25 protein-coding genes and 1 tRNA gene are annotated in these 25,173 nt (G+C 40.4%); 9 read left to right on the top strand and 17 right to left on the bottom strand.

Annotated elements, in window-relative coordinates; translation table 11 throughout:
• Window positions 1-6 precede the first annotated feature (6 nt).
• The 8 genes from QUE46_RS05080 to rlmE form a co-directional block, all read right to left on the bottom strand.
• Window positions 7-1,632, bottom strand: coding sequence for a methyl-accepting chemotaxis protein (locus QUE46_RS05080; protein WP_286246485.1), 1,626 nt, complete (start codon window positions 1,630-1,632; stop codon window positions 7-9).
• A 199-nt stretch (window positions 1,633-1,831) separates the two neighbouring features.
• A tRNA-Leu gene (locus QUE46_RS05075) sits at window positions 1,832-1,916 on the bottom strand.
• A gap of 82 nt (window positions 1,917-1,998) precedes the next feature.
• On the bottom strand, window positions 1,999-2,346 hold the full coding sequence (gene secG, locus QUE46_RS05070; RefSeq protein WP_004587340.1) for a preprotein translocase subunit SecG: 348 nt from the start codon (window positions 2,344-2,346) through the stop codon (window positions 1,999-2,001).
• Window positions 2,347-2,348: 2 nt separating this feature from the next.
• The gene (gene tpiA / locus QUE46_RS05065; RefSeq protein WP_286246484.1) at window positions 2,349-3,098 is read right to left on the bottom strand and encodes a triose-phosphate isomerase; all 750 of its coding nucleotides are present in this window, start codon (window positions 3,096-3,098) and stop codon (window positions 2,349-2,351) included.
• An 80-nt stretch (window positions 3,099-3,178) separates the two neighbouring features.
• The gene (gene glmM, locus QUE46_RS05060; RefSeq protein ID WP_286246483.1) at window positions 3,179-4,519 is read right to left on the bottom strand and encodes a phosphoglucosamine mutase; all 1,341 of its coding nucleotides are present in this window, start codon (window positions 4,517-4,519) and stop codon (window positions 3,179-3,181) included.
• A complete protein-coding gene (gene folP / locus QUE46_RS05055; protein ID WP_286246482.1) occupies window positions 4,519-5,364 on the bottom strand; it encodes a dihydropteroate synthase in 846 nt (281 codons plus the stop codon). The genes glmM and folP overlap by 1 nt, the downstream gene beginning before the upstream one ends.
• A 70-nt stretch (window positions 5,365-5,434) precedes the next feature.
• Window positions 5,435-7,378, bottom strand: a complete 1,944-nt coding sequence (gene ftsH, locus QUE46_RS05050; protein ID WP_286246481.1) for an ATP-dependent zinc metalloprotease FtsH — start codon at window positions 7,376-7,378, stop codon at window positions 5,435-5,437.
• 66 nt (window positions 7,379-7,444) lie between these two features.
• Entirely contained in the window at window positions 7,445-8,074 is a 630-nt protein-coding gene (gene rlmE, locus QUE46_RS05045; protein WP_004587345.1) for a 23S rRNA (uridine(2552)-2'-O)-methyltransferase RlmE, read from the bottom strand.
• 88 nt (window positions 8,075-8,162) lie between these two features.
• Here rlmE and yhbY point away from each other — a divergent pair, with 88 nt between their 5' ends.
• The gene (gene yhbY / locus QUE46_RS05040) at window positions 8,163-8,459 is read left to right on the top strand and encodes a ribosome assembly RNA-binding protein YhbY (RefSeq protein WP_004587346.1); all 297 of its coding nucleotides are present in this window, start codon (window positions 8,163-8,165) and stop codon (window positions 8,457-8,459) included.
• A 134-nt stretch (window positions 8,460-8,593) separates the two neighbouring features.
• Here the strand turns inward: yhbY and QUE46_RS05035 are convergent, their stop codons facing one another.
• A complete protein-coding gene (locus tag QUE46_RS05035) occupies window positions 8,594-9,739 on the bottom strand; it encodes a serine hydrolase (RefSeq protein WP_286246480.1) in 1,146 nt (381 codons plus the stop codon).
• 115 nt (window positions 9,740-9,854) lie between these two features.
• Here QUE46_RS05035 and QUE46_RS05030 point away from each other — a divergent pair, with 115 nt between their 5' ends.
• The 6 genes from QUE46_RS05030 (at window position 9,855) to QUE46_RS05005 (ending at window position 15,567) form a co-directional block, all read left to right on the top strand.
• On the top strand, window positions 9,855-10,658 hold the full coding sequence (locus tag QUE46_RS05030) for a hypothetical protein (protein WP_029773447.1): 804 nt from the start codon (window positions 9,855-9,857) through the stop codon (window positions 10,656-10,658).
• 86 nt (window positions 10,659-10,744) lie between these two features.
• Window positions 10,745-11,602 (top strand): MipA/OmpV family protein, encoded by an 858-nt coding sequence (locus QUE46_RS05025; protein WP_286246479.1) that lies wholly within the window; start codon window positions 10,745-10,747, stop codon window positions 11,600-11,602.
• Complete coding sequence (locus QUE46_RS05020) at window positions 11,592-11,975, top strand: DUF3019 domain-containing protein (RefSeq protein ID WP_286246478.1); 384 nt, start codon at window positions 11,592-11,594, stop codon at window positions 11,973-11,975. Before QUE46_RS05025 ends, QUE46_RS05020 begins: the two co-directional genes overlap by 11 nt.
• A gap of 16 nt (window positions 11,976-11,991) precedes the next feature.
• Window positions 11,992-12,702 (top strand): response regulator transcription factor, encoded by a 711-nt coding sequence (locus QUE46_RS05015; protein ID WP_286246477.1) that lies wholly within the window; start codon window positions 11,992-11,994, stop codon window positions 12,700-12,702.
• Between the two features lie 14 nt (window positions 12,703-12,716).
• Complete coding sequence (locus tag QUE46_RS05010) at window positions 12,717-14,009, top strand: HAMP domain-containing sensor histidine kinase (protein ID WP_286246476.1); 1,293 nt, start codon at window positions 12,717-12,719, stop codon at window positions 14,007-14,009.
• A 205-nt stretch (window positions 14,010-14,214) separates the two neighbouring features.
• A complete protein-coding gene (locus tag QUE46_RS05005; protein WP_286246475.1) occupies window positions 14,215-15,567 on the top strand; it encodes a sodium-dependent transporter in 1,353 nt (450 codons plus the stop codon).
• 145 nt (window positions 15,568-15,712) lie between these two features.
• On the opposite strand, the gene QUE46_RS05000 is transcribed toward QUE46_RS05005, so the two are convergent.
• Both QUE46_RS05000 and QUE46_RS04995 read right to left on the bottom strand, forming a co-directional pair.
• Window positions 15,713-16,162, bottom strand: coding sequence for a GNAT family N-acetyltransferase (locus QUE46_RS05000; protein ID WP_286246474.1), 450 nt, complete (start codon window positions 16,160-16,162; stop codon window positions 15,713-15,715).
• A gap of 58 nt (window positions 16,163-16,220) precedes the next feature.
• Window positions 16,221-16,964 carry a sporulation protein gene (locus QUE46_RS04995; protein WP_029773443.1) on the bottom strand — a complete coding sequence of 248 codons (744 nt, stop codon included), beginning with the start codon at window positions 16,962-16,964 and terminating at the stop codon, window positions 16,221-16,223.
• A gap of 266 nt (window positions 16,965-17,230) precedes the next feature.
• On the opposite strand from QUE46_RS04995, the gene QUE46_RS04990 reads away from it, so the two are divergent.
• Both QUE46_RS04990 and QUE46_RS04985 read left to right on the top strand, forming a co-directional pair.
• Window positions 17,231-18,805 carry a cation:proton antiporter family protein gene (locus tag QUE46_RS04990; protein WP_286246473.1) on the top strand — a complete coding sequence of 525 codons (1,575 nt, stop codon included), beginning with the start codon at window positions 17,231-17,233 and terminating at the stop codon, window positions 18,803-18,805.
• Between the two features lie 403 nt (window positions 18,806-19,208).
• Entirely contained in the window at window positions 19,209-19,430 is a 222-nt protein-coding gene (locus QUE46_RS04985) for a DUF3820 family protein (RefSeq protein WP_004587357.1), read from the top strand.
• A gap of 313 nt (window positions 19,431-19,743) precedes the next feature.
• Here the strand turns inward: QUE46_RS04985 and QUE46_RS04980 are convergent, their stop codons facing one another.
• From QUE46_RS04980 to ilvY, 6 genes are all read right to left on the bottom strand, one after another.
• Window positions 19,744-20,991 (bottom strand): ATP-binding protein, encoded by a 1,248-nt coding sequence (locus QUE46_RS04980; protein ID WP_286246472.1) that lies wholly within the window; start codon window positions 20,989-20,991, stop codon window positions 19,744-19,746.
• Between the two features lie 23 nt (window positions 20,992-21,014).
• Window positions 21,015-21,707, bottom strand: coding sequence for a response regulator transcription factor (locus QUE46_RS04975; protein WP_286246471.1), 693 nt, complete (start codon window positions 21,705-21,707; stop codon window positions 21,015-21,017).
• A gap of 14 nt (window positions 21,708-21,721) precedes the next feature.
• Window positions 21,722-22,090: a DUF3019 domain-containing protein gene (locus tag QUE46_RS04970; RefSeq protein WP_374761394.1), complete on the bottom strand. Its 369-nt coding sequence runs from the start codon at window positions 22,088-22,090 to the stop codon at window positions 21,722-21,724.
• 13 nt (window positions 22,091-22,103) lie between these two features.
• Window positions 22,104-22,907, bottom strand: a complete 804-nt coding sequence (locus QUE46_RS04965) for a MipA/OmpV family protein (protein ID WP_286247681.1) — start codon at window positions 22,905-22,907, stop codon at window positions 22,104-22,106.
• 173 nt (window positions 22,908-23,080) lie between these two features.
• Window positions 23,081-24,127: a GGDEF domain-containing protein gene (locus QUE46_RS04960; protein WP_374761393.1), complete on the bottom strand. Its 1,047-nt coding sequence runs from the start codon at window positions 24,125-24,127 to the stop codon at window positions 23,081-23,083.
• Window positions 24,128-24,248: 121 nt separating this feature from the next.
• Window positions 24,249-25,154 (bottom strand): HTH-type transcriptional activator IlvY, encoded by a 906-nt coding sequence (gene ilvY / locus QUE46_RS04955; RefSeq protein WP_286246468.1) that lies wholly within the window; start codon window positions 25,152-25,154, stop codon window positions 24,249-24,251.
• Between the last annotated feature and the right edge of the window lie 19 nt (window positions 25,155-25,173).

Here is a 25,173-nt window from a genome sequence, read left to right as displayed (position 1 = left end):
TTGCTATTACTCAATTTTAAACTTTGCAGTGGCATCTAAAAGGTTATCCGAAAGGTAGTGTAGGTTTTTCGCTACATCCCTTACCGCTGCGAGTGAGTCCATAGTGTCTTCAAACGATTCATGCATATTCGTCACATTTTCTACAACCATGGCAGCAACCGATGTTTGCTCCTCTGTTGCTGCGGCGATTTGCGAGTTCATACCATTTATTTCTAGCATTTGCTCTGCAATTTTTTCTATCGACACACCGGTTTTCTCTGCGGCTGTTGCGTTATCTGTGGCCATGTCTCGCGCTGATGTCATAGCTGTTACGGACTCATTTGCAGCTTCAGTCAAGGTGCTTAATAACTCACGAATTTCATTTGTTGAATGTGCAGTACGTGACGCAAGCTCCCTTACTTCATCCGCAACTACCGCAAAGCCTCTACCATGCTCACCTGCACGGGCCGCTTCTATAGCTGCGTTTAAAGCTAATAAATTAGTTTGTTCAGCTATAGATGTAATCACATTAAGAATTTGAGACACATTCTTTGTATCATCAGCTAACTTATTGATAGTTGTAGCGGCTTGATTTATTTCATCACTTAACGTACGTGAAGCGGTAACTGACATTTGAACTTGAGCTCTGCTTTGTTCTACCTCTTTTTCCGCGGTTTGCGCTGCATTTGATGCACTTGCCGCCGATTGGGAAATATCACCCACGCTTTGCTTCATCTCTTCCATAGACTGTTTAACCACCTCAGCTTCGGTTGTTTGCTTTGTGGTTGCGCGTTCAGCCTGCTCCATACCTTGAACTAAGCGAGTTGAGTTTTCCATTAATGGCTCACATACCGCGATTACTTCAAGTACTGTTTTTTTCAGCAAAGCGATGAAGGAGTTGAAGTTAATTGATACTTGACCAATTTCATCTTCTGAATTTACGCTCAGATTAGTGCTCAGTGACCCTTTACCATTTGCAAGTAAGCTCAGGTTATTAGCGGCATCACTTGCAGAGGCAGCAATGCGTTTAGCAATCCAAATAGCCATAAATAGCAGTAAAATTAATGAAACAATAGATACCGCTAACATTAGTGTTAGTGCGTGATCAGAACGCTCTTTAGTACTTGCAACTAACTCAAAAAAGCGATCGTCCGCTTTTGCTTGAGCGGCTTTAAACTTTTCAAGCACATCATTATATAGGGCTGTTTTTCTTTGTGCTTGTTGCTGAATTTTACTGAAGTCAGCTGTTCCATTTACCATTCCATTGGCAATACTGGCTGATATTTTTTCGTAATTAGCTAACTGAACTTTCGTGTCACTATGAATATACGAGGCATTAATTCGCTCAACCGCATAAATGTTTTCGCTCAGCGTATTGTATGTGTCTGCAGCTTTCTCTACTAACTCCTGCTCACCAAATGTAACAGCTTGCGTATATAGCTCATCAAGCTTTTCTAAAAGGCTTACATTTGCTGATGTTAATTTAACAACTTGATAGGAAGACTTTTCCATTTCATCAAGTGCGACCCTATTATCATTCATTGCAAAGTAATTAATCAAAACAATTACTAAAAATGCTATTACCGCAATACTGGTAATAGCATGAATTTTTTTACTTATGCTGAGATTTTGAAAAGAGAAGCCTGAAGCCATTGTGTATACCTTATTTTGTTGTCTATATCTATTATCGGCTTATTACCTATAAGTGTTAACTAAATTTGTAATATTTCTAGTTTTTTTTACAAATACAGTGGCCTCTAACCACCTAAAAACCCTAAAAGAAGAAAGCGTTCAAAATAAAAATTTGGCACAAAAAAAAACCACTAGCATTGCTGCTACTGGTTTTATAATTTGGTGCGGATGGGGGGACTTGAACCCCCACGCCCGAAAGCACTACCCCCTCAAGGTAGCGTGTCTACCAATTCCACCACATCCGCATTTTTTAAGCTTTCGCTTAGGTGTTAAACTTATTGACTTACTTGAGGAATATAAATCGTTTAACGTTAGCTTTACGCTAAATTAGTTTGGTACGTCAGAGCTCTGCTGTTGAGTAACAGGTACATCCTCTTCTGCTGGCGCTACAGTTTCTACTGCAGGTGCTGCTTCAAGATTTTCCCACTCATCGGTCTTTTTGATTTGACCGGCAGTTAAGTTACCTAACACAATACTTAGAACAAAAAATACTGTTGCTAAGCTAGTTGTTGTTTTAGTCATGAAGTTACCTGCACCTGATGAGCCAAAAACTGTGCCCGAAGCACCGGCGCCAAATGAAGAACCCATGTCTGCGCCTTTACCTTGCTGGATTAAAACCATACCAACTAAAGCTAAAGCTACAACTAAATAAACTACTAATAAAATTTCGTACATCTTTATACGGTCCCTTTTGCACTGTTACAGATTGCAGTGAACGAATCTGCTTTTAGACTAGCACCGCCAATAAGGCCGCCGTCTATATCTGGCTGTGCAAATAATAATTCGCTATTTTTTTCGTTAACGCTACCACCATACAAGATGGTAAGCCCTTGTGCTAAATCGCTGTCTAATGAAGCAATTTTGTCACGGATAAATTTATGAACAGCTTGTGCCTGTTCTGGCGATGCAGTCTTACCTGTGCCTATGGCCCAAACGGGCTCGTATGCTATCACAGAATGTTTCAGAGCTGCTACACCTAATTTCTCAATTACTGCATCAATTTGTGCAGCAACCACGTGTTCGGTTTGACCGTTTTCTTGTTCGCTCTCGCTTTCACCAATACACAAAATAGGCGTTAGTCCCACTTGCTGCGCGCGAGCAAACTTTGCGGCTACGGTTGCATTGCTTTCTTTATAGATACTGCGTCGCTCTGAGTGACCTACAAGTACGTACTCAGCACCCAAATCTTTTATAAGCTGAGCATCAACTTCACCGGTAAATGCACCAGGAGTATTTTCACTTAGCGTTTGTGTACCTGTGGTAACACCACTATCAACAAGTGCTGGTACTAATGGAAATGGAGGAAATAAAACAATGTCTATCTCATTTGATTTAACACTGTTAACGGCATTAGACAGTTGAGTTACAAGCTCTAAAGAGCCATTCATTTTCCAGTTGCCTGCGACCATTGTCTTACGTATTGCCATTTTCCACTCCAAATTAGAAAGCGGGCGAGATATTAACTTTTCTCGCCCTAAGTTACAAGAGGTTATTGTTCTCAATCAGTTTATTTGCTCATAGATTCGACAACTGCTGCAATTTTTTGCGCACTATCTAAAACTATTTTTTCTTGTTCGGCCTCAACCATAACACGTACTACCGGTTCAGTGCCTGATTTACGAAGTAAGACACGGCCTTTTTCACCTAAAGCTTGCTCTACTTGTGCAACTGCATCTTGTACTTCCGGTGCTTGTGTAGGGTCTGTACCAGGTGTGTAACGTACATTAATCATTTTCATTGGGTACTTTGTAAAACCAGCCCCTAAATCTTGTAATGTGCGATTTTGAGCCACCATTGCAGCCAATACCTGAAGGCTTGAAATAATGCCATCACCCGTGGTGATTAAATCAAGGTTTAATACATGCCCTGAGCTTTCGCCGCCAATTCTCCACCCTTTTTGCTGCAGCATTTCCATTACATAACGGTCGCCAACTTTACTGCGTGCAAATTCAATTCCTTTTGCTTTTAATGCATTTTCAAGCCCCATGTTCGACATAACCGTGCCAACAACACCACCACCTAGCATATGATCTTCAGCCGCTTGGCAGGCAATAATGTAAACTAAGTCATCACCGTCAAATACACGACCGTTGTGATCAACCATCATTACACGGTCGCCATCACCATCGTAAGCAATACCCACATCGGCTTTATGCTCTAGCACTTTGCGCTTTAACGTATCAACGTGTGTAGCACCACATTCATGGTTTATATTCACACCATTAGGCTCACATGCATGAGTAATCACTTGTGCGCCTAGCTCACGCATTACCGACGGTGCAATATGATAGGTTGCGCCATTGGCACAATCTAGTACAACTTTTAAACCTTCAAGTGACAAGCCTTGTGGAAATTGGCTTTTACAAAATTCAATATAGCGCCCATCAGCACTTACTAAGCGCGAGGCTTTACCAAGCTTATCTGAGGCAACACAGGTCATTGGTTCATCAAGCATCGCTTCAATTTGTAGCTCAACGTCATCATCCAACTTTAAGCCTTGGCCATTAAAAAACTTAATCCCGTTATCGTAATAAGGGTTATGCGATGCACTAATTACAATACCCGCTTCAGCTCTAAACGTTTGCGCTAAATATGCAACAGCGGGCGTTGGCATTGGCCCAAGTAGTACTACATCTATTCCTGCGGCAATTAAACCTGCTTCAAGCGCGGTTTCTAACATGTAACCTGAAATACGGGTATCTTTACCTATAATTACTTTTTTTGTTCCACTTAGAGATAGAACTCGACCAGCGGCCCAGCCTAATTTCATTGCAAACTCAGGATTGATTGGCGCTGTGCCCACTAAACCACGTACCCCATCGGTACCAAAATATTTTCTTTCACTCATTATAAAGCTCCTTTTTCGCAAGCTTGGAGTACACCAAGCACATCTGCTGTTTCTTTTACATCGTGTACACGAATAATTTTTGCGCCATTTTGCGCAGCAATTAGCGCACCGGCTAAGCTGCCCGCTAATCGCTCATCTGTTTTTCTGTTTAGTAAATTACCTATCATCGACTTGCGTGAAAGACCTGCTAAAAGCGGTAATCCGAATTTATTAAATGCATTAAATTTAGCAAGTATTTCAAAATTATGCTCAAGGGTTTTGCCAAAGCCAAAACCCGGGTCGAGGATAAGTTGCTCTACCTTAATACCCGCTGTTTCGCATGCGCTTATGCGCTGCTCAAAAAAGAGGTTAATTTGCGCTAACAAATCAGTATAAGTGGGTGCACTTTGCATTGTGCGGGGCTGCCCTTGCATGTGCATCAAGCACACTGCAACATCAGGGTATTTAGCCACTGTACTTAGTGCACCGGGTTCTTGTAAAGCTCTTACATCGTTAACTATATCAGCACCAGCTAAAATCGCCTGTTCCATGACCTGCGCTTTACTGGTATCTACCGATATAACACAGTCACTTTTAGCTCTAATGGCTTTTATTGCAGGTATCACACGATTTAGTTCATCGTCTAAACTAACATCTGGCGCGCCTGGACGTGTAGACTCCCCGCCAATATCAATGATAGTTGCACCCTCGTCTAACAACTGCATTGCCTGTTGCTCCGCGAGCCCTGTATCTAAAAACTTTCCACCATCAGTAAATGAATCTGGGGTCACATTTAAAATCCCCATCACACATGGTTTTTCTAAATTAAGTTTACGCCCACGGGGAAGCTTTATTATGTTAGTCATCGCCAACCTTTTAGTTATTTGATACAAAAAAGCCCCGAAGTACGGGGCTTTTAAAGCATTATTTTAACGATTATTCAGCTTTATCATCAAGGTTTGTTTCATCTTTTTTCGATGAATCATCCGGTTTTTGGCTTTCATCAACCGGCTTTTCTTGAGGTGCAACTGTTTTAGTTGCCTTATCGTCTAAACGGTCATGTGCATCACGTGGTTCACGCACAGGCTGACGCGCCATTAAATCATCAATTTGCTTCGCATCAATTGTTTCGTATTTCATTAATGCATCTTTCATAGCATGAAGAATATCAATATTTTCTTTTAATATATCTTCTGCTCTTTGATAGTTACGGTCTGAGAATAAGCGTACTTCGGCATCAATTACTTTAGCTGTTTCATCAGACATGCTCATTGCGCGACCACCGCCGCCACCCATGTACATCTCGTTTTGATCTTCAGCGTAAAGTAACGGACCTAGTTTTTCACTCAAGCCCCACTGCGTTACCATTTTACGCGCAATATCTGTAGCACGTTCAATGTCGTTACTCGCACCCGTTGTTACTTTGTCTTCACCATAAATAAGTGCTTCAGCAATTCGGCCACCGTAAAGGCTTGAAATCATTGACTCTAAAAGCTCTTTAGAATGGCTAACACGGTCCTGTTCAGGTAGGTACATAGTTACACCAAGGGCACGGCCACGTGGAATAATCGACACTTTATAAACTGGGTCGTGCTCTGGCACCATACGGCCAACAATAGCATGGCCCGCTTCATGATACGCCGTCATTTCTTTCTCTTGCTCACTCATCACCATGGTCTTGCGCTCAGCACCCATCATGATTTTATCTTTAGCAGCATCAAATTCAGCCATACTTACAACACGTTTATTACCACGTGCGGCATAAAGTGCAGCTTCGTTTACAAGGTTTGCTAAATCAGCACCAGAGAAACCAGGCGTACCACGCGCAATAACTGCCGCTTCTACGTTATCGCCTAATGGCACTTTACGCATATGTACTTTAAGGATTTGCTCACGGCCACGAATATCAGGCAAGCCAACCACTACTTGACGGTCAAAACGACCAGGACGAAGTAATGCAGGGTCTAGTACGTCAGGGCGGTTAGTTGCCGCTATAACGATAATACCTTCGTTACCTTCAAAACCATCCATTTCGACTAGCATTTGGTTTAATGTTTGTTCGCGTTCGTCGTGTCCACCGCCCATGCCAGCGCCACGCTTACGGCCTACGGCATCAATCTCATCTATAAAGATAATACATGGTGCAGCCTTTTTAGCTTGTTCAAACATGTCACGTACACGCGATGCACCGACACCAACAAACATTTCAACAAAGTCAGAACCTGAAATGGTGAAAAACGGTACTTTTGCTTCACCGGCTACGGCTTTGGCAAGTAATGTTTTACCCGTACCAGGAGGGCCCACCATTAGTACGCCCTTAGGGATACTACCACCAAGTTTTTGGAACTTAGAAGGGTCACGTAAAAAGTCTACTAACTCTGTTACATCGTCTTTTGCTTCATCACAACCTGCTACATCAGCAAAGGTTGTTTTAACTTGGTCTTCGCTCATCAGACGCGCTTTGCTTTTACCAAACGACATTGCGCCTTTACCGCCACCGCCTTGCATTTGACGCATGAAGAATATCCATACCCCTATAAGCAGCAACATTGGGAACCAAGAGATAAAAATACTTGCTAAAAACGATTGTTCTTCAGGCTGAACGCCTTTCACATTTACATCGTTTTTAAGTAAATCATTAATTAAATCTTCATCGTACATTGGCATTGTGGTTTGAAAACGCTCACCACTACTTTTAGTACCTGTAATATTACCCGTTCCACGGTCAATAATAACTTCTTGTAAAGAGCCGCTACGCACGTCTTTTACAAATTGAGTGTAACTTGTTTGACGATCAACTTGATCGCCGCCATTAAAGCTCTGAAATACTGACATTAGCACAACTGCAATAACCAGCCAGAGTATTAGATTTTTCGCCATATCGCTCAAGGGGTTAACCTCTTGTATCCAATTAATTTAAATTCAACTAAACGCCAAGCAACTGTACTACAGTTTGTAGCCGGTCGCTACTATATATACTTCCCGAGAACGGGCACGTGAGGCATCAGGTTTGCGTATTTTCACTGCTTTAAAACTATTACGAACATCTTGCAAGTATTGATCAAAGCCTTCACCTTGAAACACTTTAACAACAAATGCACCATTTTTCTTTAATACTTGATGACACATATCAAGTGCTAATTCTACCAAATACATGCTACCCGCTTGATCTACCGAGTTATTACCGCTCATATTTGGTGCCATGTCAGAGAGTACCACATCAACATTTTTACCATCAATGCGTTTTAACAATGCATCAAGCACGGCTTCTTCACGAAAATCGCCTTGTAAAAAGTCAACCCCCGCAAGTGAGTCCATTGGTAATATGTCACACGCTACAACCTGACCTTTGTCAGATACTTTTTCGGCTAGGTATTGTGACCAGCTGCCTGGTGCAGCACCTAAATCAACAACAGTCATACCAGGGCGAAGCAGTTTATCTTTATTTTGGATCTCATCTAATTTGAAAACAGCTCGAGAACGCCAGCCTTTTTTTTGCGCTTGCTGAACATATTGATCATCAAAATGTTCTTTCAGCCATCGCTTTGAACTGGCTGAATGTTTTTTATTTGTCATAAATTAACACGCAACTAATTAGTAATATTCTTTAGATGGCGTTAGAATACCCTTAATTCAAGCCATATTCAGCAAAATTTGTATAAACATGACATTATCAAACAAACAAAAGCAGTTTTTAAAAGGCCAGGCACATAGCCTCAAGCCTGTAGTTTTACTAGGTTCTAACGGTTTAACCGAGGGCGTAGTAGTCGAAATTCAAAGTGCATTAGAAATTCACGAATTGATTAAAGTAAAAGTACCTACTGACGATCGTGAAACAAAAGCACTTATTTTTGATGCAATCGTTCGTGAAACCGGCGCAACTAAGCTACAAACAATAGGTCATACCGTTGTACTTTATCGTCAAAGTGCAGAAAAAAAGATTCAATTACCACGCGCATAAGTTAATTGTGCAGTGAGCTTTTTATAAAAAACCAGCTTTAAGCTGGTTTTTTTATTATAGGTGCTTATTTATACTTTTAACCTTTAAAAATAAATTTAAAAGCACGGCCCTTTCTAAGCTAACCTTGGCCTGTTTTATTTAGTGCGTTTGTATTTTAATAAACGGTCTAAAAATTCAGTAGTTAATTCATTTATCACGCCTGTTTCCGCGTTAACAATCAAACTAAACCCCACATTTAAATGCGGTATAACCACTAAGTCACTGCGATAGCCTTGCACCCAGCCACTATGATAATAAAGCGTTTCGTCGTTATAATTATAAACACGCCAGCCTAATCCATAATAAGCGTGTTCTAATTCCTTTTTCCATACCCGTCTATAACGCTCTTTTTTTGTAAGTGTATAAGGACGTGTTTGTGTAGCAAGTGCATCTAAAGAGAGTACATCTAGGTTTTGCCCTAATTGCGCATTTAACCATTTTGCCATATCGGTGGCACTTGCATTTACGCCCGCAGCCGGGCCAACTTTATAATAGTTTTTTTTCAGCTCGGCTGTGTACCAACGTTTTTTGCCTCTAACGTGCGGCAGTGCATAGTTTTTATCCTGCACCATTGCATCAAAGCCTAAGCTGGTATCGCTCATTTTTAATGGTGTAAAAATGCCCTCTTGCAGCCACTGATCATATTTTTTATTGGTAGCGCTGTAAATTACATCGTCAATTAAACTAAACATCACATTTTGATAGCCATAGCATTGGCCTGGTTCGCAAATGGGCTTTACTGTTAATAGCTTTTTGACAATATCGGGGTAACTCATTCTTGATTCGATTAAATTGTCATACGCATTAGGAACCAAACCGCTGGAGTGGCTTAATAAGTGAAACACTTTTAAATTGTCTTTATAAACGGTACCTTTAAAGGCAGGTATATACTCACTTACCGGTTTAAATAAATCTATTAACCTTTCACTTGCAAGCTTTGCAGTTAGCGACCCTGCAAATGTTTTTGACACCGAAGCCAACCTAAAACGGGTGTGGCGGTTAATCTGTGTGCCACTTCTTGCCTTAGTGCGGCCCATGGTGTGAATATAATCAGCGTTACCAATACTCACTATAGAAAGCGCAGCGCCAGGAATACCTTTACTGTTGAGTTTTTTTTCTGCGTAGCGTCCATACTGTTTTACGAATCCATCCCAGTTTGAGTCTGCTTTAGCTATTGCCTTAAGCGGTAGAGATAGACAAATAGCGACCCAAACATACATAAAATTAGTGAGATACTTCATTCGTTACAAATTTATTCTTTTTTAACTACATCTATGTGCATAATATCATGAAGTTTTGATAGGACTAACGTACAATGTTGCGATTATTGGCTTTTTAAGTGGATGTTAAGTATTTATGCGTTTTATAGTTGTATCACTTTTTATATTATTATCAGCAGGTTGTGCAATTACCAAACAACCGGCCGAGCCCTTGGCTTTACCATTAAAGCCAACATTAAAGAGCGAAACTTACCAGCTTGAGTATAAAACAGAGCACGCATCGCCAAAAGTTAAGTCTGTACAGTTACCGGCGCACAAGGTAACACGCGGCCAAACTGTGCGTATTACAACTGATAAAGCAAGCGTAACAGACACGCTATTAAAGCAAATCACACAAGCCTTGAACGATAAAGGCTTAGAAGTGACTGATAGTAAAAACAGTGACTACACGTTAGCTATTCATCAGTTAGATTTAGCATTTACTGACGATACAAAATATGCGTTAACTCAACCTGAAAACCCTTATCCTTTATTTGCCAAAGTAGCGCAGCAATACCCTACTCAGCAATGCGCCACCATACTAGCACAAGTGAGCATGCGCATTACGCACCGTGCCTCAGGCGATGTAGTATGGTTTGCTAAATCATCAATAGACAGCGCAAGCTTCCACCGTGAGCCTTTATTGTTTAGCTTTGCCCAAGAGCAAAAAATTACGAACGAGCTAGAAGTGGCAACATTTGTACACCAACAAAATACTGAGCAAGCCCGTATAGCGCGTGCAGGCAAAGAAGTAACCGTACCGCCCTTTAAAACCATTACTAAATTAAGCAGCTTAACTAAACTACAAGGACCATGCACACGTACTGAGGTAAGCGCCTTAACGCCTATGATGCAATATTACTTAAGCAGTATTTTAATTGACAAAATAAAAGTGCAATAACTTAAAAACTACATTTTTTTACAGTTTCAAGGATTCACTTACCAATATACTACGCTTAATAACACATAATAATTAGGTCCCCAGGGATGAAAAACGCTTTCTTACAGCATACTTTTATTAATAGCGTATTGCTTTGCGCCAGTTTTTTGAGCTTTCAAAGCCTGGCAAGCAATCGATACTATGCTGATAATACGCTAGAGCCTACCCAAGGCTTTGCTTGGGACTGGAGCGCTGGGGCTGGTTATTATATAGAAGACTCTTACCTAATTGGCCTTGATTCATACGACGATGGCGTTGAACTCGATTTAAGCTTAGCCATTTCCTACGAAAACTTTTATCTCGACTTTGATCATAACCAATTAAGCGGCGGCTTAGTTGTGGGTTACAGCCTTATAGATAAATTTGATTGGGGATTGGATATATTAGGCACCAATATACAAGCTGGCTTTGATGAAAAAGGCTTAGGCTTTTACAACCACGGTGTAATAGAAGAACTTGCAGGTATAAAATCACGCAATTACGATTTTGACGCTGGGCTTAGATTAACGCGCCGCTTTGAAAACTCGCAAATTTCGTTTGAATTTTTACATGATATTACAGGTACACATAATGGCTGGGTGTTTAACACCTTTTTTAGCCATATTTTGCCATGGCGTAATTGGGAGTTTAGATCTGGGGTGGGTATTAGCGCTTATTCGGGCAGTTTTACTGACTATTACTTTGGTATAGATGCAGACGAAGCCACCGCTAATCGCCCTATTTACACCCCTAATGGCAGTACCAGTATTATGTTTGAGTTTCATGCTGAGTACCCTATTTCTCAAGATTGGGTGTTTTTGTCTGGCTGGTTAACAACGTGGTTTTCAAAAGAAATAGACGACAGCCCCATTATTTCTCAAGGGTATCAACATAAAGCCAAGGTAGGCCTACGTTATGTATTTTAGATGGATCTGTTTATTATTGATCTTCCCTGCTATTTCATCTGCTAAAGCAACAGATAAAACAGCCCCTTTAATTGCGCTTCCCGACACGTGTGTTGCACTGCGTGAAGGCCGCAATTGCTACGCTGATGTTACGCTTAGCTGGAAGCAACCCATTATTGGTAACTACTGCCTAAGAGATGCAACATCGAAATATATAATGCAATGTTGGTTAAAACAGCAACAAGGTGTATTCGAATACACTTTCGACTCTCAGCAAAGTATTTCTTTTGAACTGTTTGATAGTAATACAGCCCAAGTTATTGCAACTACAGAGATAAAACTACAGTGGGTTTATCAAAATAGACAAAAAAAACGCCGCTGGCGCTTGTTCTGATCACTAAGGAAGTTATATGGATAATTACGGCACTATTTTATTAGTTGAAGATGACACCTCTTTAGCCCAATGGGTTGGCGAGTACTTAACTGAGCAAGGCTATACCACCCATGTTTGCCACCGTGGCGATGAAGTAATAAGCCAGGTAAAAAACTTAAACCCTAACATTGTGCTGCTCGATATTATGCTGCCAGGCCAAGACGGTATAAGTGTGTGCAGAGAGCTACGTAGCTTTTACACCGCGCCCATTATTATGCTGACCGCCCGCGATGATGAAATGGATGAAGTAATTGGTTTAGAGGTAGGTGCGAGTGACTACATCATGAAACCAGTGCGTCCTCGCGCATTACTTGCCCGGATAAAAGCAGCGCTGCGTCTTACTAGCGAACCAACTAAAGTAGCCACCAACGAGAGTGTAATTACTGTAGGGGCACTCAGTATTGATACTCAATCCCGCAGTGTTACGCTTAATAATCAAGATATTGCTATTTCTAGTGCTGAGTACCTGCTATTGCACTACTTAGCGAGTAATGCAGGCCAAGTAATCTCGCGTGATGCTGTGTTTAAAGCAACAAAAGGGCGTGAATACGATGGCCTTGATAGGAGTGTTGATGTACTAATATCTGCGCTTCGCAAAAAATTTCATGATGATCCCCAAAGCCCAGAAAAAATAAAAACAATATGGGGGCGCGGTTATTTACTTGTTGCCACCGCGTGGGAACAGTAACCGTGGCGGTTTAAATGAAGAAATTTTATATTTCACTACTCGGTAGTGCACTGCTTTCTATTGTTGTATTGGGCTGGCTAATCGATGCATTTAGCCAACAAACTCAAACACCGCATGATGAATTTAGCCTACAAAGTCAAATGATCAACGGCTTTAGTAAACATTTGAGTAATGTAGCGACCTCTGAGCGCGGCGCTTATGTAAAGCAATTAGCAAACGACTTTAATATAAAGCTTGATTACAAAAACAATGAATCCCTTGCCCTGCCGCCGTCTTTAATACTACAAATGCATACCCAAAGCGGCCTTATTTTAGAAGATCAGCAAGGTTTTTATATGCTCTACAGTAGCGAAGTACTATCGCCTTATCACCTATCCATGCGCCTAGATAAAGGGTTTGAGACAGATCAGCGCAACGATATTATTTTAACCTTGTTGTTTTATGCAGGGCTCTGCATTTTTATGGGCTTTATTATTGCCCCACTTGCCAAACGCTTAACAGTATTAAACGATGCGGCCAAAAAATTTGCCGCAGGTGATATACAAGCGAGAATAAAAGTCTCTCACTTTACTTATATAAAAGACGTTGAGCTTACATTTAACCGCATGGCCAGCCAAATAGAAAAGCTCGTCGCGGAAAACAAGTTAATGGCATCGAGCTTATCTCATGATATTAGAACCCCTATTGCCTGTTTACGCTTTGGTTTAGATGCTGCGCTCGACAGCCAAGACATTCCCCGAATTAAGCAATACCTTGTGCGTATGGAAAACGACCTCGATCATATGGAGTCGATGCTTAAAAGCTATTTAGCCTTTGCAACGCTTGAGCAAAACGCCAATCAGCTCACGTATTCGCAAACTAATTTATCGCACTATCTTGAGGATTTACTCACCCAGCTTTCGCCTAAGATTGAAACCAGCCACCTTAAAATACAACTAAACAGTAGTGACGAGGTGATTTTTGCGGATTTACATTGGCTTGCCAGGGCTATTAGCAACTTAATTGGCAATGCCTGCGACTTTGCAAAAGACACTATTTATGTCAGTGCAAAGCGAGATGAACAGTATTTATATATTACAGTTGAAGATGATGGCCCAGGCATCGCACCAGAGAATTTTAATAACGTTTTTAGCCCATTCTTTAGAGAGGAAAGCCATCGTAACCGTGCTGATAAAAGTTATGGCTTAGGCCTAGCAATTGTGGCTAAAGTGGCAGATTGGCATCATGGCAGTGTAAGCGTTAGTAAAAGTGCGCAGCTTAAAGGGGCCTGTTTTACCCTTAAAATTGGTCAGCATCATGATTCGTAAACTATTATTTACACAACTGTAGTTAACATTTATTACACAAAATCAACTCCTTATTCTAAACCTGTTGATAACATTAATTAAATGCATAGCGTAATAGACACACCAGACGATAATTAATGTCACAATTGGACAAATAATTACTTTTTATTTATTTGCAATTCCAGTAGATTGTCAGCGCCGTCAAAAAATAGAGAAGTACAATAATATGAGCGCAGTTAGAGGCGAGTTTAGCTCTCGCTTTGGATTTATAATGGCCGCCGCAGGCTCTGCAGTAGGTTTAGGTAATATTTGGGGTTTTCCTACCCAAACAGCAAGCAATGGTGGTGCCGCTTTTTTAGTCGCTTATTTGGTATTAGCGTTCTTTTTGGCTTACCCAGCACTTATGGCTGAGCTTATAATTGGCCGCCATGGACAAGCTAATGCGGTGTCTTCTTTAACTAAAATAACAACGCAGCCGTGGCAAAAACGCTTTGCTTTTATTGTTGGGTTTGGCGGAATTTTATGTGCGGGCTTTATATTAAGCTTTTATGCCATTGTGGCAGGCTGGATGCTAAGCGCAACCATTGAACCTATCACTACAATAGCGGGGGCAAACCAGGCCTCAACGTGGTTAAGTGAGCAGTCACTTTCACGGAACATTGCTTTTACAGTAATATTTATCATACTCACCGTGGCCATTATTAGTCGTGGCGTAGAAAACGGTATAGAAAAATGGTCTAAGCGCCTGATGCCTGCTCTTTTAGGTATTTTGTTTGCCCTAATTGCCTACGTCATGACTCAAGATGGTGCTATGCAAGGGCTTAAAGCCTATTTAGTACCTGATTTCTCGTCTATTTTTGATGCAAATTTACTAGTAAGTGCACTCGGCCAAGCTTTTTTCTCTCTATCTTTAGGCACCAGTGTGATGATTATTTATGGCTCGTACATTAGTCAAAAAGAAAACCTAGTTACACTAGGGGCTTACGTAACATTAATAGATGTGTTTATCGCGTTTGTAGCGGGCCTTTTAATTATACCTGCCATGTATGTTGCACAAGCACAAGGCGTAGAAATATTTTCTTCTACAGGCAAACTTCTCTCTGAAGACACACTGGTTTTTCAGGTGCTGCCAGCACTGTTTGACGGTATGGGCTTTGTAGGTTTGTTTATTGGCTTTGCATTTTTTGCCCTAATGAGCATAGCTGCACTTACCTCTTCTATTTCAATGTTAGAGGCACCGGTATCATATACTGTGGAGCGATTTGCAATGAGCCGCCTGCAAGCAACATGGCTAATTGGTGCGCTCATAAGCGCTGTGAGCATTACCATAGTATGCAATTTAGGAAGTTTATTTGGTTTAGTGATCACATTGACAACTAAAGTTGCTCAGCCATTACTTGGCTTAATGTGTTGTATTTTTGTTGGCTGGATTTGGTACCGCGGCTCACTACTAAAAGCAATTCAGCAAGGTAATCCAGAGGTTCACAACTCGCTATTTTGGAAAGTATGGCCTGTATACACTAAGTTTGTGTGCCCTGTAGCTATTGGTGCTGTGTTTTTACATTCGGTGTTAAGTTAATAGGTTATTTTTAACTAGCCTGAGCTCAGGTTACGTACTAAATTAAGCAAAGCCCACGCGTTAAGTGGGCTTTTTGATAACTTAAATTGACTCGTAATAAATTATCCCAATCCGCAATAATACTTAATCATTTTGCAAGCTGGTATTAGCTTTGTATATTTAACACCATATCTTGATGAGGGATGCCATCTTCTAGGTATTGCTCCCCTACTTCTGTAAAGCCAAAAGAGCGATAGAATGCTAATAAATAGGTTTGTGCGCCTATATAAATTTGGCGCTCTGGCCATTGTTTTTTACAACACGCTATGGCTGTATTTACAAGCTCAGTAGCTAATCCTTTTCCTCGCTCACTTTTACTTACCAGTACACGGCCTACTGCACTGTACTGCTCGTTTTTTTCATAGCAGCGGGCGTAAGCTAATAAACTATCATCGGTAACTGAATATAAATGCTGAGTACTTGCGTTAATGTCTACTTCATCGAGCTCAGGGTAAGGGCATGCTTGCTCAACTACGAATACATCAACACGGCCGCGCATTATCGTAAATAAAGTACGCGTATCAAGCGCATCAAAATGCGCACATTTAAACGACATATAAAATCCTAAAATAAAAAACCCAGCCTAAGCTGGGTTTAGTTAAACTACGTATTACTTAGGCAAATAAACGCTCTAATTGGTCACACAACTGCGATAAATTCACATGGTCGTGCTCAATGGTTAAATCAACATAACCGTCGCCTCTAAAGGCTCTATCAAGCTCAATTAAAACATGCGTTTTGTGTGCTTCGGGTACAAACGATAGTTCAATTTCTTGAATACCAAATAAGCTGCGGCTATTAGGTTTATATTCTAACTCTTGATAACACCCCGATACCGACTGAAAAGTAGGCGCACGTAAATGGCCTTTTTCAACATCTGCTTTTAATAAGCTAAACCCTAATTTATCCATCGCTTGCATACAGGTTTTAACAGCTTCGTTAGGGTAAATATGCAAGTGGTCTTTATCTGTTGGGTCGAGTGCTAAATCAATATCAAGGCCTGTTTCAATCCACACATGAGATTGATTGTATCCGGCATTAATTTCAGTAATTGGCGTTTCTGGGTGCAGCCGTGCTTCAAATGGAATGCTTTTAACTTCGCCTGGCTCAATGGTGCCTATGTCGGTTATACGCCACTGATCAATGACATGATTAGTAAAGTATTCCCCTTCTTCCCCATCAACTTTCACGCGAGTCATTAAAAACAAATCAAGGCCAGCAATTTCTTGAGCCACATCGCCTGCAGTTATAACGATATTAGCGTTAAAAAGTTGCCCTGGCTGAAGATGCTCAGTTTCTAAAATTGTATCTACTTTTGCAGCGCCAATGCCTACCGACGCTAAAATCTTTTTAAACATATCTATCTCCTTAAGCTGAGCGGCTCAGTTTGTTGCTCAAGCTTAAACTCCTTCGTTAAAGCATCTTAACCATATTTAAAAGCCAATGTCAGTGAAAAAATGTTATTTACATGCTATTTACGATTAAATACGTGTTTAATGTGCATTTTTTATACGCAGCTGGGCAAGTAATTGATTAAACGCGCTCATTTTTAGGGCTATTTATATTTTCAATGGTATAAAATTTTCGCTACACTGCAATCCCAAATGAAGTGATATTAAGAATTATGGAACTAATCTATTTTGCCGCCGCATTTGTTTGTGGCTTTGGTGTTTATCAATTAAAACTTCCTCCCCTTATTGGCTTTTTGCTCGCCGGTTTTGCATTAAATTTATCTGGCTATAAAAGCACCGAACTACTCGATACCATTGCGGCACTGGGTGTAACACTTCTTTTATTTAGTATCGGCTTAAAACTTAAAGTAAACAGCTTAATAAAGCCTCAAGTATGGGCACCCGCTACCCTACACATTATTTTTAGCAGTGCATTATTTAGTGGTTTTATGTTATTGCTAGGTATTTTTGCTGTACCTATGTTTGTTGATTTAAGCTGGCAAAGTGCCTTATTAGTTGGTTTTGCACTAAGCTTTTCAAGCACTGTATTTGCCGTAAAAGTACTTGAAGAGCGGGGTGAAATGGCAAGCCTACACGGGAAAATTGCCATCGGCATTTTAGTTATGCAGGATATTTTTGCTGTTATATTTTTAGCCATTAGCACCGGCAAAGTACCAAATATGTGGGCACTTGCTTTAATTATTGCACTTCCTTTAGTACGCCCGCTTATGTATGCAGTGCTTAACCGCTCTAAACATGGTGAACTTCTGCCTTTATTCGGTTTTTTCTTTGCATTGGTAGCCGGTTATAACGCATTTGATTTTGCAGGTTTAAAAGGCGATTTAGGCGCACTCATTATGGGGATGATGTTTGCGCCACATAAAAAGGCGGGAGAGCTTTCAAAATCTCTGCTTAATCTAAAAGATATTTTACTCGTCGGTTTTTTCTTAAGTATTGGTTTGAACGCAGAGCTTACAGCTAATTCATTAATTGTCGCGTTAATCCTTATACTTGTGCTGCCCGTAAAAATCTTACTTTATTATGTATTTACTAATACCTTTAAGCTTAGAGCACGCACCTCGTTACTCACAGCATTTAGCCTTGCTAATTTTAGTGAATTTGGCCTTATTGTGTGTGCTGTTGCAGCCTCTACAGGCATGATCACCTCAGAGTGGCTGGCGGTAATGGCTATTGCGGTATCTATTACGTTTGTTATTGCATCACCTCTGAATAAACGCTCAAACGAGTTATATGTAAAAATTGAGCGTTGGTTATTAAAATTTGAAAGCAAAACCCGCTTAGCTGAAGAGCTACCCGTTAATTTAAACGACACTAAAATCGTTATATTCGGTATGGGACGCATAGGAACAGGTGCCTACGAAACTATAAATGCCACTCACCCTAATGTAGTGGCGGGTATTGATATAAAACCCGAGGTGGTCGAAAAGCATATTAAACGCGACCGAAAGGTACTCCTTGCCGATGCCACCGATCCTGACTTTTGGCAGCGCGTTAACCACTCTCATGTAGAAATGGTAATGTTAGCTATGCCAAAGCATATGCAAAATATTTTTGCATTAGAGCAATTACAAGCCTCAGGCTATAACGGCCAAGTAACGGCTATCGCCAACTACCCTGATCAACAAAAAGAGCTTGAACAAATGGGCGTAAACTCTACCTATAACTTTTATTTAGAAGCAGGTAGTGGTTTTGCCGAACACGTAAAGCAAGAGCTATTCGAAAAATAGTACTTTTAGATTAAAAAATAGAAAAAACCAAATAATAACGCCTTACTTTTAGTAAGGCTTTTTTATTATCTTTAGTTTAAAAACTCATTTTATTTACATTCCTTTACATTACTACTCTCTATCTATAAGAAAAACAGATAAACTACCTGTGTTGTTTAAATAAACGCCTTTGTACCTTTGCGACCTAATTAGACTCCAGCTAATTAATGCTAGGTAAGCTTTTATTTATCAACACAAAATTTATTCAATCAGAGGGCCTACTCCCTCGTTCAATAGGCTGTTTCTTGCCCGTCACAGCCTATTTTATCTCTTTCATTTCGTGTATTCAGCCATCTACTTAATGCGTTTATTATTAATAAGCAGTAATATCACCATTATACGTTTTATCAATTACTGACTTATTATGGACACAGCCGAACTCAAGCTCGCCATTAATACAATTATGCCCTTTGGAAAATACGCAGGCAGACCCCTGTTGCTTTTACCAGAGCCCTACCTAGTGTGGTTTAAACAGCAAGGGTTTCCAGAAAGTAAACTCGGGGCGCAGCTTGCAATGATGTACGAGGTTAAATTAAATGGGCTTGAACAAATGCTGATGCCCTTACTTAAAAAAAATGAAAAATAATTGAGAACTTTTTCTACGTAGGCGGGTCTATTATTTTGCTACTTGTTGATTTTGGTTTTTAACCACAAAAAGCGCCTTAGGCGCTTTTTTTATACCTGGTATTTTTAGGTGAGTGGCTTTTATACCAATTCGCATAATTAAGTGATCTATTTTGAGGATGGAAAATCGTGTTGATAGCTAGGCAAAAAGCTCGCTATTTAGTTGCTCTTTGCAATTACTCCTGCATTGCTCTACCTTCTGCATCCATACAGTCGTAAATGGGAATTTTTTAACGTAGGTAGCGACACACTTGGCCCCACAAAATGATTAAGTATTATTGTGGATAGGTATTAGGTAAGATAACTATAAACTTAGCCCCACCAAGCGATGAGTCAGTGATTGAATAGTGTCCTTTATGCCACGATACAATTTTTGCCACTATTGCTAAGCCTAAACCAAAACCGCCTGTGCTTTTATCACGGCTTTTATCTAAACGAGTAAAAGGTTTAAATACACTTTCTCTGTCGCTTTTTAAAATACCTTCACCGTCATCTTCTACAATAAAGTAAATTGCATCACCTTGCGCTTTGAGTGTGACATCAACACGACTAACAGCGTACTTTAACGCATTGCCTACCAGGTTTTGCATAACACGTGCAATAAAATGCGCATCACACTTGTATACTAAAGCCGGTGGTAATATCGCATTAAGCTCTATACCGCTTGCAAAATTTAGCTTGTTGATGACCGATTGTGTTAAGGCTGCTAAGTCAACGTCACTTGTCACTAAGCTTGGCTGCTGGGTATCAAGCCTTGCGTATTCAAGCATTTCACATACAAGCGCCTCAAGTTCACTAATATCTGCCTGCATATTAGTTAGGTAATGTTGTCCTTTTTCCGATTGCAGCGTTTCTTCTAACATGGCTATGCCAAATTTTAACCGTGCAAGTGGCGTTCTAAATTCATGAGATACAGAGGAGGTCAGTTCTTGTTGCGCACTAAGAAGATGCTCTATGCGCTGTTGCATTACTTTTAAAGTATCAGTTACGGGTAAAAAAAACGATTTAGAAGGGTTACTTATACTAAAGTCTTGCGAGCCGTCAACCGCTTCGCACGCATGGCGTAACTTTGAAAAATCGCGCCACAATAAAAAGCTCCAAAGCCCCACTGGTAGCCCTACAATAGCCAGTAGCATTAAATACGGGATAACGGAGCTCTCGGCTGCTTTTAAAACACCGACAGGGCCAATTTGGAGTAGCTTGTTATCGCCTAGTTCAACATACCACACTATGCGTTGTTTTTTATCATACAGATATAAGTAATGGTTTTTATCAAGCATAGCTTGTTGCTTGAGGGGTAAAATAAGATCACGGCGGGCAATAACTTGGCTTTCAAAACTGTGTTTTAGCTTATCTAGTCCATCATTGGTTTGCGATAATAACCAAAGCGCTTGGCCAAACTCATCATCTAACAGCACTTGCTGCTGCGTTTCTTCGTAAGGCCAAATTTGTTCTATAACACCACTAACAATAAATAAAGAAACAATGATATAAACATATAAACTTATAAATAGTTTGCCCATTTTTCCTTATTTACCTTCATATATTATTTTTCCCAGGCGTCTGATACAAACAAGTAACCTTGTCCCCACACGGTTTTTATACGGTAGGGTTTATCGCTGTTATCACCTAACTTTTTACGAATACGTGACACGCGTACATCAACGGTGCGGTCAAGCCCATCATATTGACGGCCAATCATATGTTGATGAACATGTTCACGGCTCAGTACTTCGCCAGCATTAGAGGCAAGTAGCCATAATAGCTCAAACTCATGGGATGTAAGTACTATTTCGTTTTCGTTTAATTTAACAATTCGGCTGGTTTTATCAATCACTAAATCACCAAACTGAATCTCTTCAGCGGCCTTAACCACGCCTTGCCCCCGTCGCAGTAATGCATTTACACGCGCCAATAATACACGCGGTTCTGCAGGTTTTACCACATAGTCATCTGCGCCCAGTTCTAAGCCAATCACCTGATCAAAATCTTCACCCTTTGCGGTCAGCATTAAAATTGGCAACGAAAACTTATCACGCACTTGACGACATACGCTAAAACCATCTTTACCTGGCAACATAATATCTAAAATCATTAAATCAGCAGCGTTATTCTCAAGATAACTAAATACTTCATCACCACGGCTTAATACATCTACTTCTAAGCCATTATGTTCAAGATAATCTTTTGTTAGTTGTTGTAAACCTAAGTCATCTTCAACAAGTAAAATTTTTGGCATGAGTTGCTCCTAAATTAAAAATAGCTCCATGGAGAGCGAAGCCTGCGCCTATTTTTTTTAGCATCAGTACTTTGCACTTCAATGTGTGTTTTAGCAATTAACACACCGGTATGAGGATTGATTAAGGAGTATATGGTCTCTACCTGAACACGCGCTTTATACTTAAACTCACCTACAGCCTGTTGTTGCCAGCATTTAATAAGTTTATTTTGTTGGTATAAGCATGCATCGCTTGGCGATGGTTGCTGCCAATTAAACGTTAAATCGAGATCGCAAAACGCTTGCTGCTCAGACACAACACACACTTTGGGGGAGACCTTTAAAGACGCATTTTGCGCTACAACGGGAGGGCTAAACAGAAAAACTGTAAGCACAATCAACATTAAATACTTCATATTAAAAAGTATGATCGAATCCTATAAAAGCAGTCATTGAATAGTTACGTTCAAAAAGCGGACTGCCATCCATAGCTGAATAGTCGTAATATGCTACATGAAAACGAAGACTGTTGGCCTCACTCAATGGCCAACTGGCGTCGATTTTAGCATAAGGTTGCCAACTACTACCAACGTCAATTTTGCCTAATGAGGTTTCATGTGCTTTTAATCCATAATAGTAGTTGTTTAATTCAGCTGATTTATAGTTAACCCCAAGCGTAGGTTTTAATTTTAAACGCCCTACTTCACTGTGGTACTGCCATTGTATAGCACCACGAGTCCCGTTATAAACATTACTTACATCGTGCAAGAACTGTATTGATAGTACATGGCTTTGCTGCACATAATGGTAGCTCGCACCGGCATCTAGGGCTAAATGGCGTTTATCAATATTATCGATATTTACTTTTTTAGGTTGGGCATTATTTTGCGCGAATGAAGAAACACCTGCGGTTGCGGGCAAAACAAAGAGGTTGTTTGGGTGCCAATCAATAAAAAAGCGTGACTCCGCGTTAAGTTCTGAAACGATATTAAAATGATGCTTTTGACTTTCTTTTAGCGTGTAGCCTAGGCGACCATTATCAAAAAACCAACGCTCACCATAAAAAGCAATTCGCGGGATCACAGGGAGCGGGACATTTTTTCCGCCATGCAGTGGATTAGTAATAACACCTGCACCGGCACTCAGATTTACATGCCATTTCTTAACAGTAATATGTTGCTGCGCATACTCTTGTTCGTTATGGGCCTGTGAAGCTGCGATAGGCACGCAAACCAAGCACACCACAAAGCAAAAAATGTAAATAAACGTATTGAGCCGCATTAACCTAATCAAAAATGAGTAAAAATTAGTAAGTGACTTATACTAGCAAGGTAAGCACAAATGTGCGCCACCTGGTTACAATCATTCACAATTTTTATACATGTTCATCACATTTAAATGTCAGGGGCTATTTCAATACGGTTACGACCATGTGTTTTAGCTATATATAAAGCACGGTCGGCGCGCTCAATAAGCACCGAACCTTTTGTAAATGGGCGTAAAATAGCAAGTCCAAAACTTGCAGAAATTGCACGCTTAGAATTTGCATCGTCTTTTTTGCGGATCGTTAGTGAGGCAATATCTAAACGAATTTTATCGGCAAACACCATAATGTCGTTGATGCTGTCAAAATACCCAGTAATACAAAACTCCTCGCCGCCGTAGCGGTAAACGTTCAGGTTATCGGAGATATTTTGTGACACTTTCTTGGCTACTAGTTTAAGTACTTCATCGCCTTTTTGATGACCAAAATCGTCGTTGAAACGTTTAAAGTGATCAATATCAAACATGATGAGTACTGCTAATACGCTATCGTCAGCTTGCTCTGAATAGGTTTGACAAAACTGCTGAATATCATCATCAAACTTTCTTCTATTAAAAAAGCCTGTTAGGGGATCTGTATCTGCTGCTTCTTTAGAGAGGTTAAGCGCCTCTTTTAAATCTTTAATTTCGTTATAGGCTACTGCAAGTTTAGTTTGGAATTCTCGTGCATAATCTTGCATAGCCACCGACTCGTCAGTTAAGCGTTCAACACAACCGAGTATCTCGTTAAACGAATTTACATTCGCTAAACTTGCCAACTCATTTTGAGAATCGACCAACGACGTGGTAAAGCTTTTAGAATGGTTGAGGGTAATGCTTATATCGTTCTGTACTTGCTCCATAGTGCCATGAAAGCGATCTGCCATTTCTTGAAAAAACACTAAGTCATCTTCACTTAAATGCTTATCAAAAATTTCTTTCGCTTTATTTTGTGTGCATGTTTGTTGCTCAGCAATGACATGATCAAGCTCAGCATTTAATGCCGGCTTGCTGCCTTGCACATAGCAATACCAAATAGCGTAGTTGATAGGCGTTACCGGCATTCGGTACTTTACCATCAAGGGAATTGCTTTTTTTAAACATTGAGCAGAATGAGCGAGCGATACAGCATGATCCATAATTATTATAAACTCTCGTGCGTCATTATTTTTTATTATTGAGCTTTCATGTTAAGTAATAGTAAACCCATACGCAACTGTTAATCATACTATTTACTGAATTATATTAATCGCTGAAAGTTTAAATAACATTTGCGCCTAAAGTTTGCGCAATATTCCATAATGCACTGATTGCGGGGTCGTTAAGCTCTTTTTTTAGCACCGCCAAACCAATATCAAACCCTTCTGGCTGGTAGTTTTCACTGGGCAGAACATGTACCTTGTCTTGCAGCGGGCTATTATCTAGCACTATTTTAGGAACCATAGCGACACCTAATCCTAGGCTCACCATAGACACCATTGCTTCGTGCCCAGCAACTTGCGCGTAAATTTTCCCATGCACATTATTTTTTTGCCACCACTGCTCTAATCGCTGCCTAGAGAAACCTTGCTCAGGTACAATAAACTCCAGTTCTGACCAATCAATATATTGGGCATTTTTAGCTATTTTTTCGCTGATCGGGCATTGAATTTTAGGGCCAATAAGAACCAGTGGAGAGTGCCCTATATTAACAAAAGCGATTTGGGCAGGTAACTTACTTGGCCGTGCAGCAATGGCCATTGACTCATGGGCATCCAGAACTCGATTTATTGCTAACGCCGGATCGCCGGTATTAAGCGTTATTTCTATATATTGATGCTGCGCACGAAGCTGCTCTAATATTTGGTGCAAAAAGCTATATGAAGCGGTGACTGAACAATAAATACTCACATTGCCATAAATATGCTGAGTTGGGTCTTTTACATTCGCTTTAAAACGCTGCCAATTAGCCAGTGTAGAGGTGGCGTAATCAATAAACGACTCCCCTTCTTTAGTTAATTTTACACTGCGGTTATCGCGTAAAAATAAAGCAACGCCTACCTCATCTTCAAGTTGTTTAATATTGCGGCTTAATGTAGGCGCGCTTATATGGCACAGCTCGCTCGCACGGGCAAAATGGAGCGTTTTAGCTAACGCTAAAAAGTAATTTAAATGCTTATGATCCATTACACGCCTCTACGTTTCA

This window comes from Pseudoalteromonas sp. MM1, from assembly GCF_030296835.1.
In the GTDB taxonomy this organism is placed as follows: domain Bacteria; phylum Pseudomonadota; class Gammaproteobacteria; order Enterobacterales; family Alteromonadaceae; genus Pseudoalteromonas.
Note: the sequence above shows the minus strand (reverse complement) of the source record. Positions and strands in the feature narration are given on the sequence as shown.

What these genes read in the sequence shown, in the direction of transcription:
- QUE46_RS05020 (WP_286246478.1), top strand. Translation starts at nt 11,592, where the DNA reads ATGTATTTTAGATGGATCTGTTTATTATTGATCTTCCCTGCTATTTCA.
- QUE46_RS04985 (WP_004587357.1), top strand. Translation starts at nt 19,209, where the DNA reads ATGGACACAGCCGAACTCAAGCTCGCCATTAATACAATTATGCCCTTT.
- QUE46_RS04975 (WP_286246471.1), bottom strand. Translation starts at nt 21,707, where the DNA reads ATGCCAAAAATTTTACTTGTTGAAGATGACTTAGGTTTACAACAACTA.
- QUE46_RS05000 (WP_286246474.1), bottom strand. Translation starts at nt 16,162, where the DNA reads ATGTCGTTTAAATGTGCGCATTTTGATGCGCTTGATACGCGTACTTTA.
- tpiA (WP_286246484.1), bottom strand. Translation starts at nt 3,098, where the DNA reads ATGGCAATACGTAAGACAATGGTCGCAGGCAACTGGAAAATGAATGGC.
- QUE46_RS04990 (WP_286246473.1), top strand. Translation starts at nt 17,231, where the DNA reads ATGGAACTAATCTATTTTGCCGCCGCATTTGTTTGTGGCTTTGGTGTT.
- QUE46_RS05015 (WP_286246477.1), top strand. Translation starts at nt 11,992, where the DNA reads ATGGATAATTACGGCACTATTTTATTAGTTGAAGATGACACCTCTTTA.
- ilvY (WP_286246468.1), bottom strand. Translation starts at nt 25,154, where the DNA reads ATGGATCATAAGCATTTAAATTACTTTTTAGCGTTAGCTAAAACGCTC.
- QUE46_RS04970 (WP_374761394.1), bottom strand. Translation starts at nt 22,090, where the DNA reads ATGTTGATTGTGCTTACAGTTTTTCTGTTTAGCCCTCCCGTTGTAGCG.
- QUE46_RS05025 (WP_286246479.1), top strand. Translation starts at nt 10,745, where the DNA reads ATGAAAAACGCTTTCTTACAGCATACTTTTATTAATAGCGTATTGCTT.
- folP (WP_286246482.1), bottom strand. Translation starts at nt 5,364, where the DNA reads ATGACTAACATAATAAAGCTTCCCCGTGGGCGTAAACTTAATTTAGAA.
- QUE46_RS04995 (WP_029773443.1), bottom strand. Translation starts at nt 16,964, where the DNA reads ATGTTTAAAAAGATTTTAGCGTCGGTAGGCATTGGCGCTGCAAAAGTA.
- QUE46_RS05080 (WP_286246485.1), bottom strand. Translation starts at nt 1,632, where the DNA reads ATGGCTTCAGGCTTCTCTTTTCAAAATCTCAGCATAAGTAAAAAAATT.
- secG (WP_004587340.1), bottom strand. Translation starts at nt 2,346, where the DNA reads ATGTACGAAATTTTATTAGTAGTTTATTTAGTTGTAGCTTTAGCTTTA.
- glmM (WP_286246483.1), bottom strand. Translation starts at nt 4,519, where the DNA reads ATGAGTGAAAGAAAATATTTTGGTACCGATGGGGTACGTGGTTTAGTG.
- ftsH (WP_286246481.1), bottom strand. Translation starts at nt 7,378, where the DNA reads ATGGCGAAAAATCTAATACTCTGGCTGGTTATTGCAGTTGTGCTAATG.
- QUE46_RS05035 (WP_286246480.1), bottom strand. Translation starts at nt 9,739, where the DNA reads ATGAAGTATCTCACTAATTTTATGTATGTTTGGGTCGCTATTTGTCTA.
- QUE46_RS05030 (WP_029773447.1), top strand. Translation starts at nt 9,855, where the DNA reads ATGCGTTTTATAGTTGTATCACTTTTTATATTATTATCAGCAGGTTGT.
- QUE46_RS05005 (WP_286246475.1), top strand. Translation starts at nt 14,215, where the DNA reads ATGAGCGCAGTTAGAGGCGAGTTTAGCTCTCGCTTTGGATTTATAATG.
- QUE46_RS04960 (WP_374761393.1), bottom strand. Translation starts at nt 24,127, where the DNA reads ATGGATCATGCTGTATCGCTCGCTCATTCTGCTCAATGTTTAAAAAAA.
- yhbY (WP_004587346.1), top strand. Translation starts at nt 8,163, where the DNA reads ATGACATTATCAAACAAACAAAAGCAGTTTTTAAAAGGCCAGGCACAT.
- rlmE (WP_004587345.1), bottom strand. Translation starts at nt 8,074, where the DNA reads ATGACAAATAAAAAACATTCAGCCAGTTCAAAGCGATGGCTGAAAGAA.
- QUE46_RS04980 (WP_286246472.1), bottom strand. Translation starts at nt 20,991, where the DNA reads ATGGGCAAACTATTTATAAGTTTATATGTTTATATCATTGTTTCTTTA.
- QUE46_RS05010 (WP_286246476.1), top strand. Translation starts at nt 12,717, where the DNA reads ATGAAGAAATTTTATATTTCACTACTCGGTAGTGCACTGCTTTCTATT.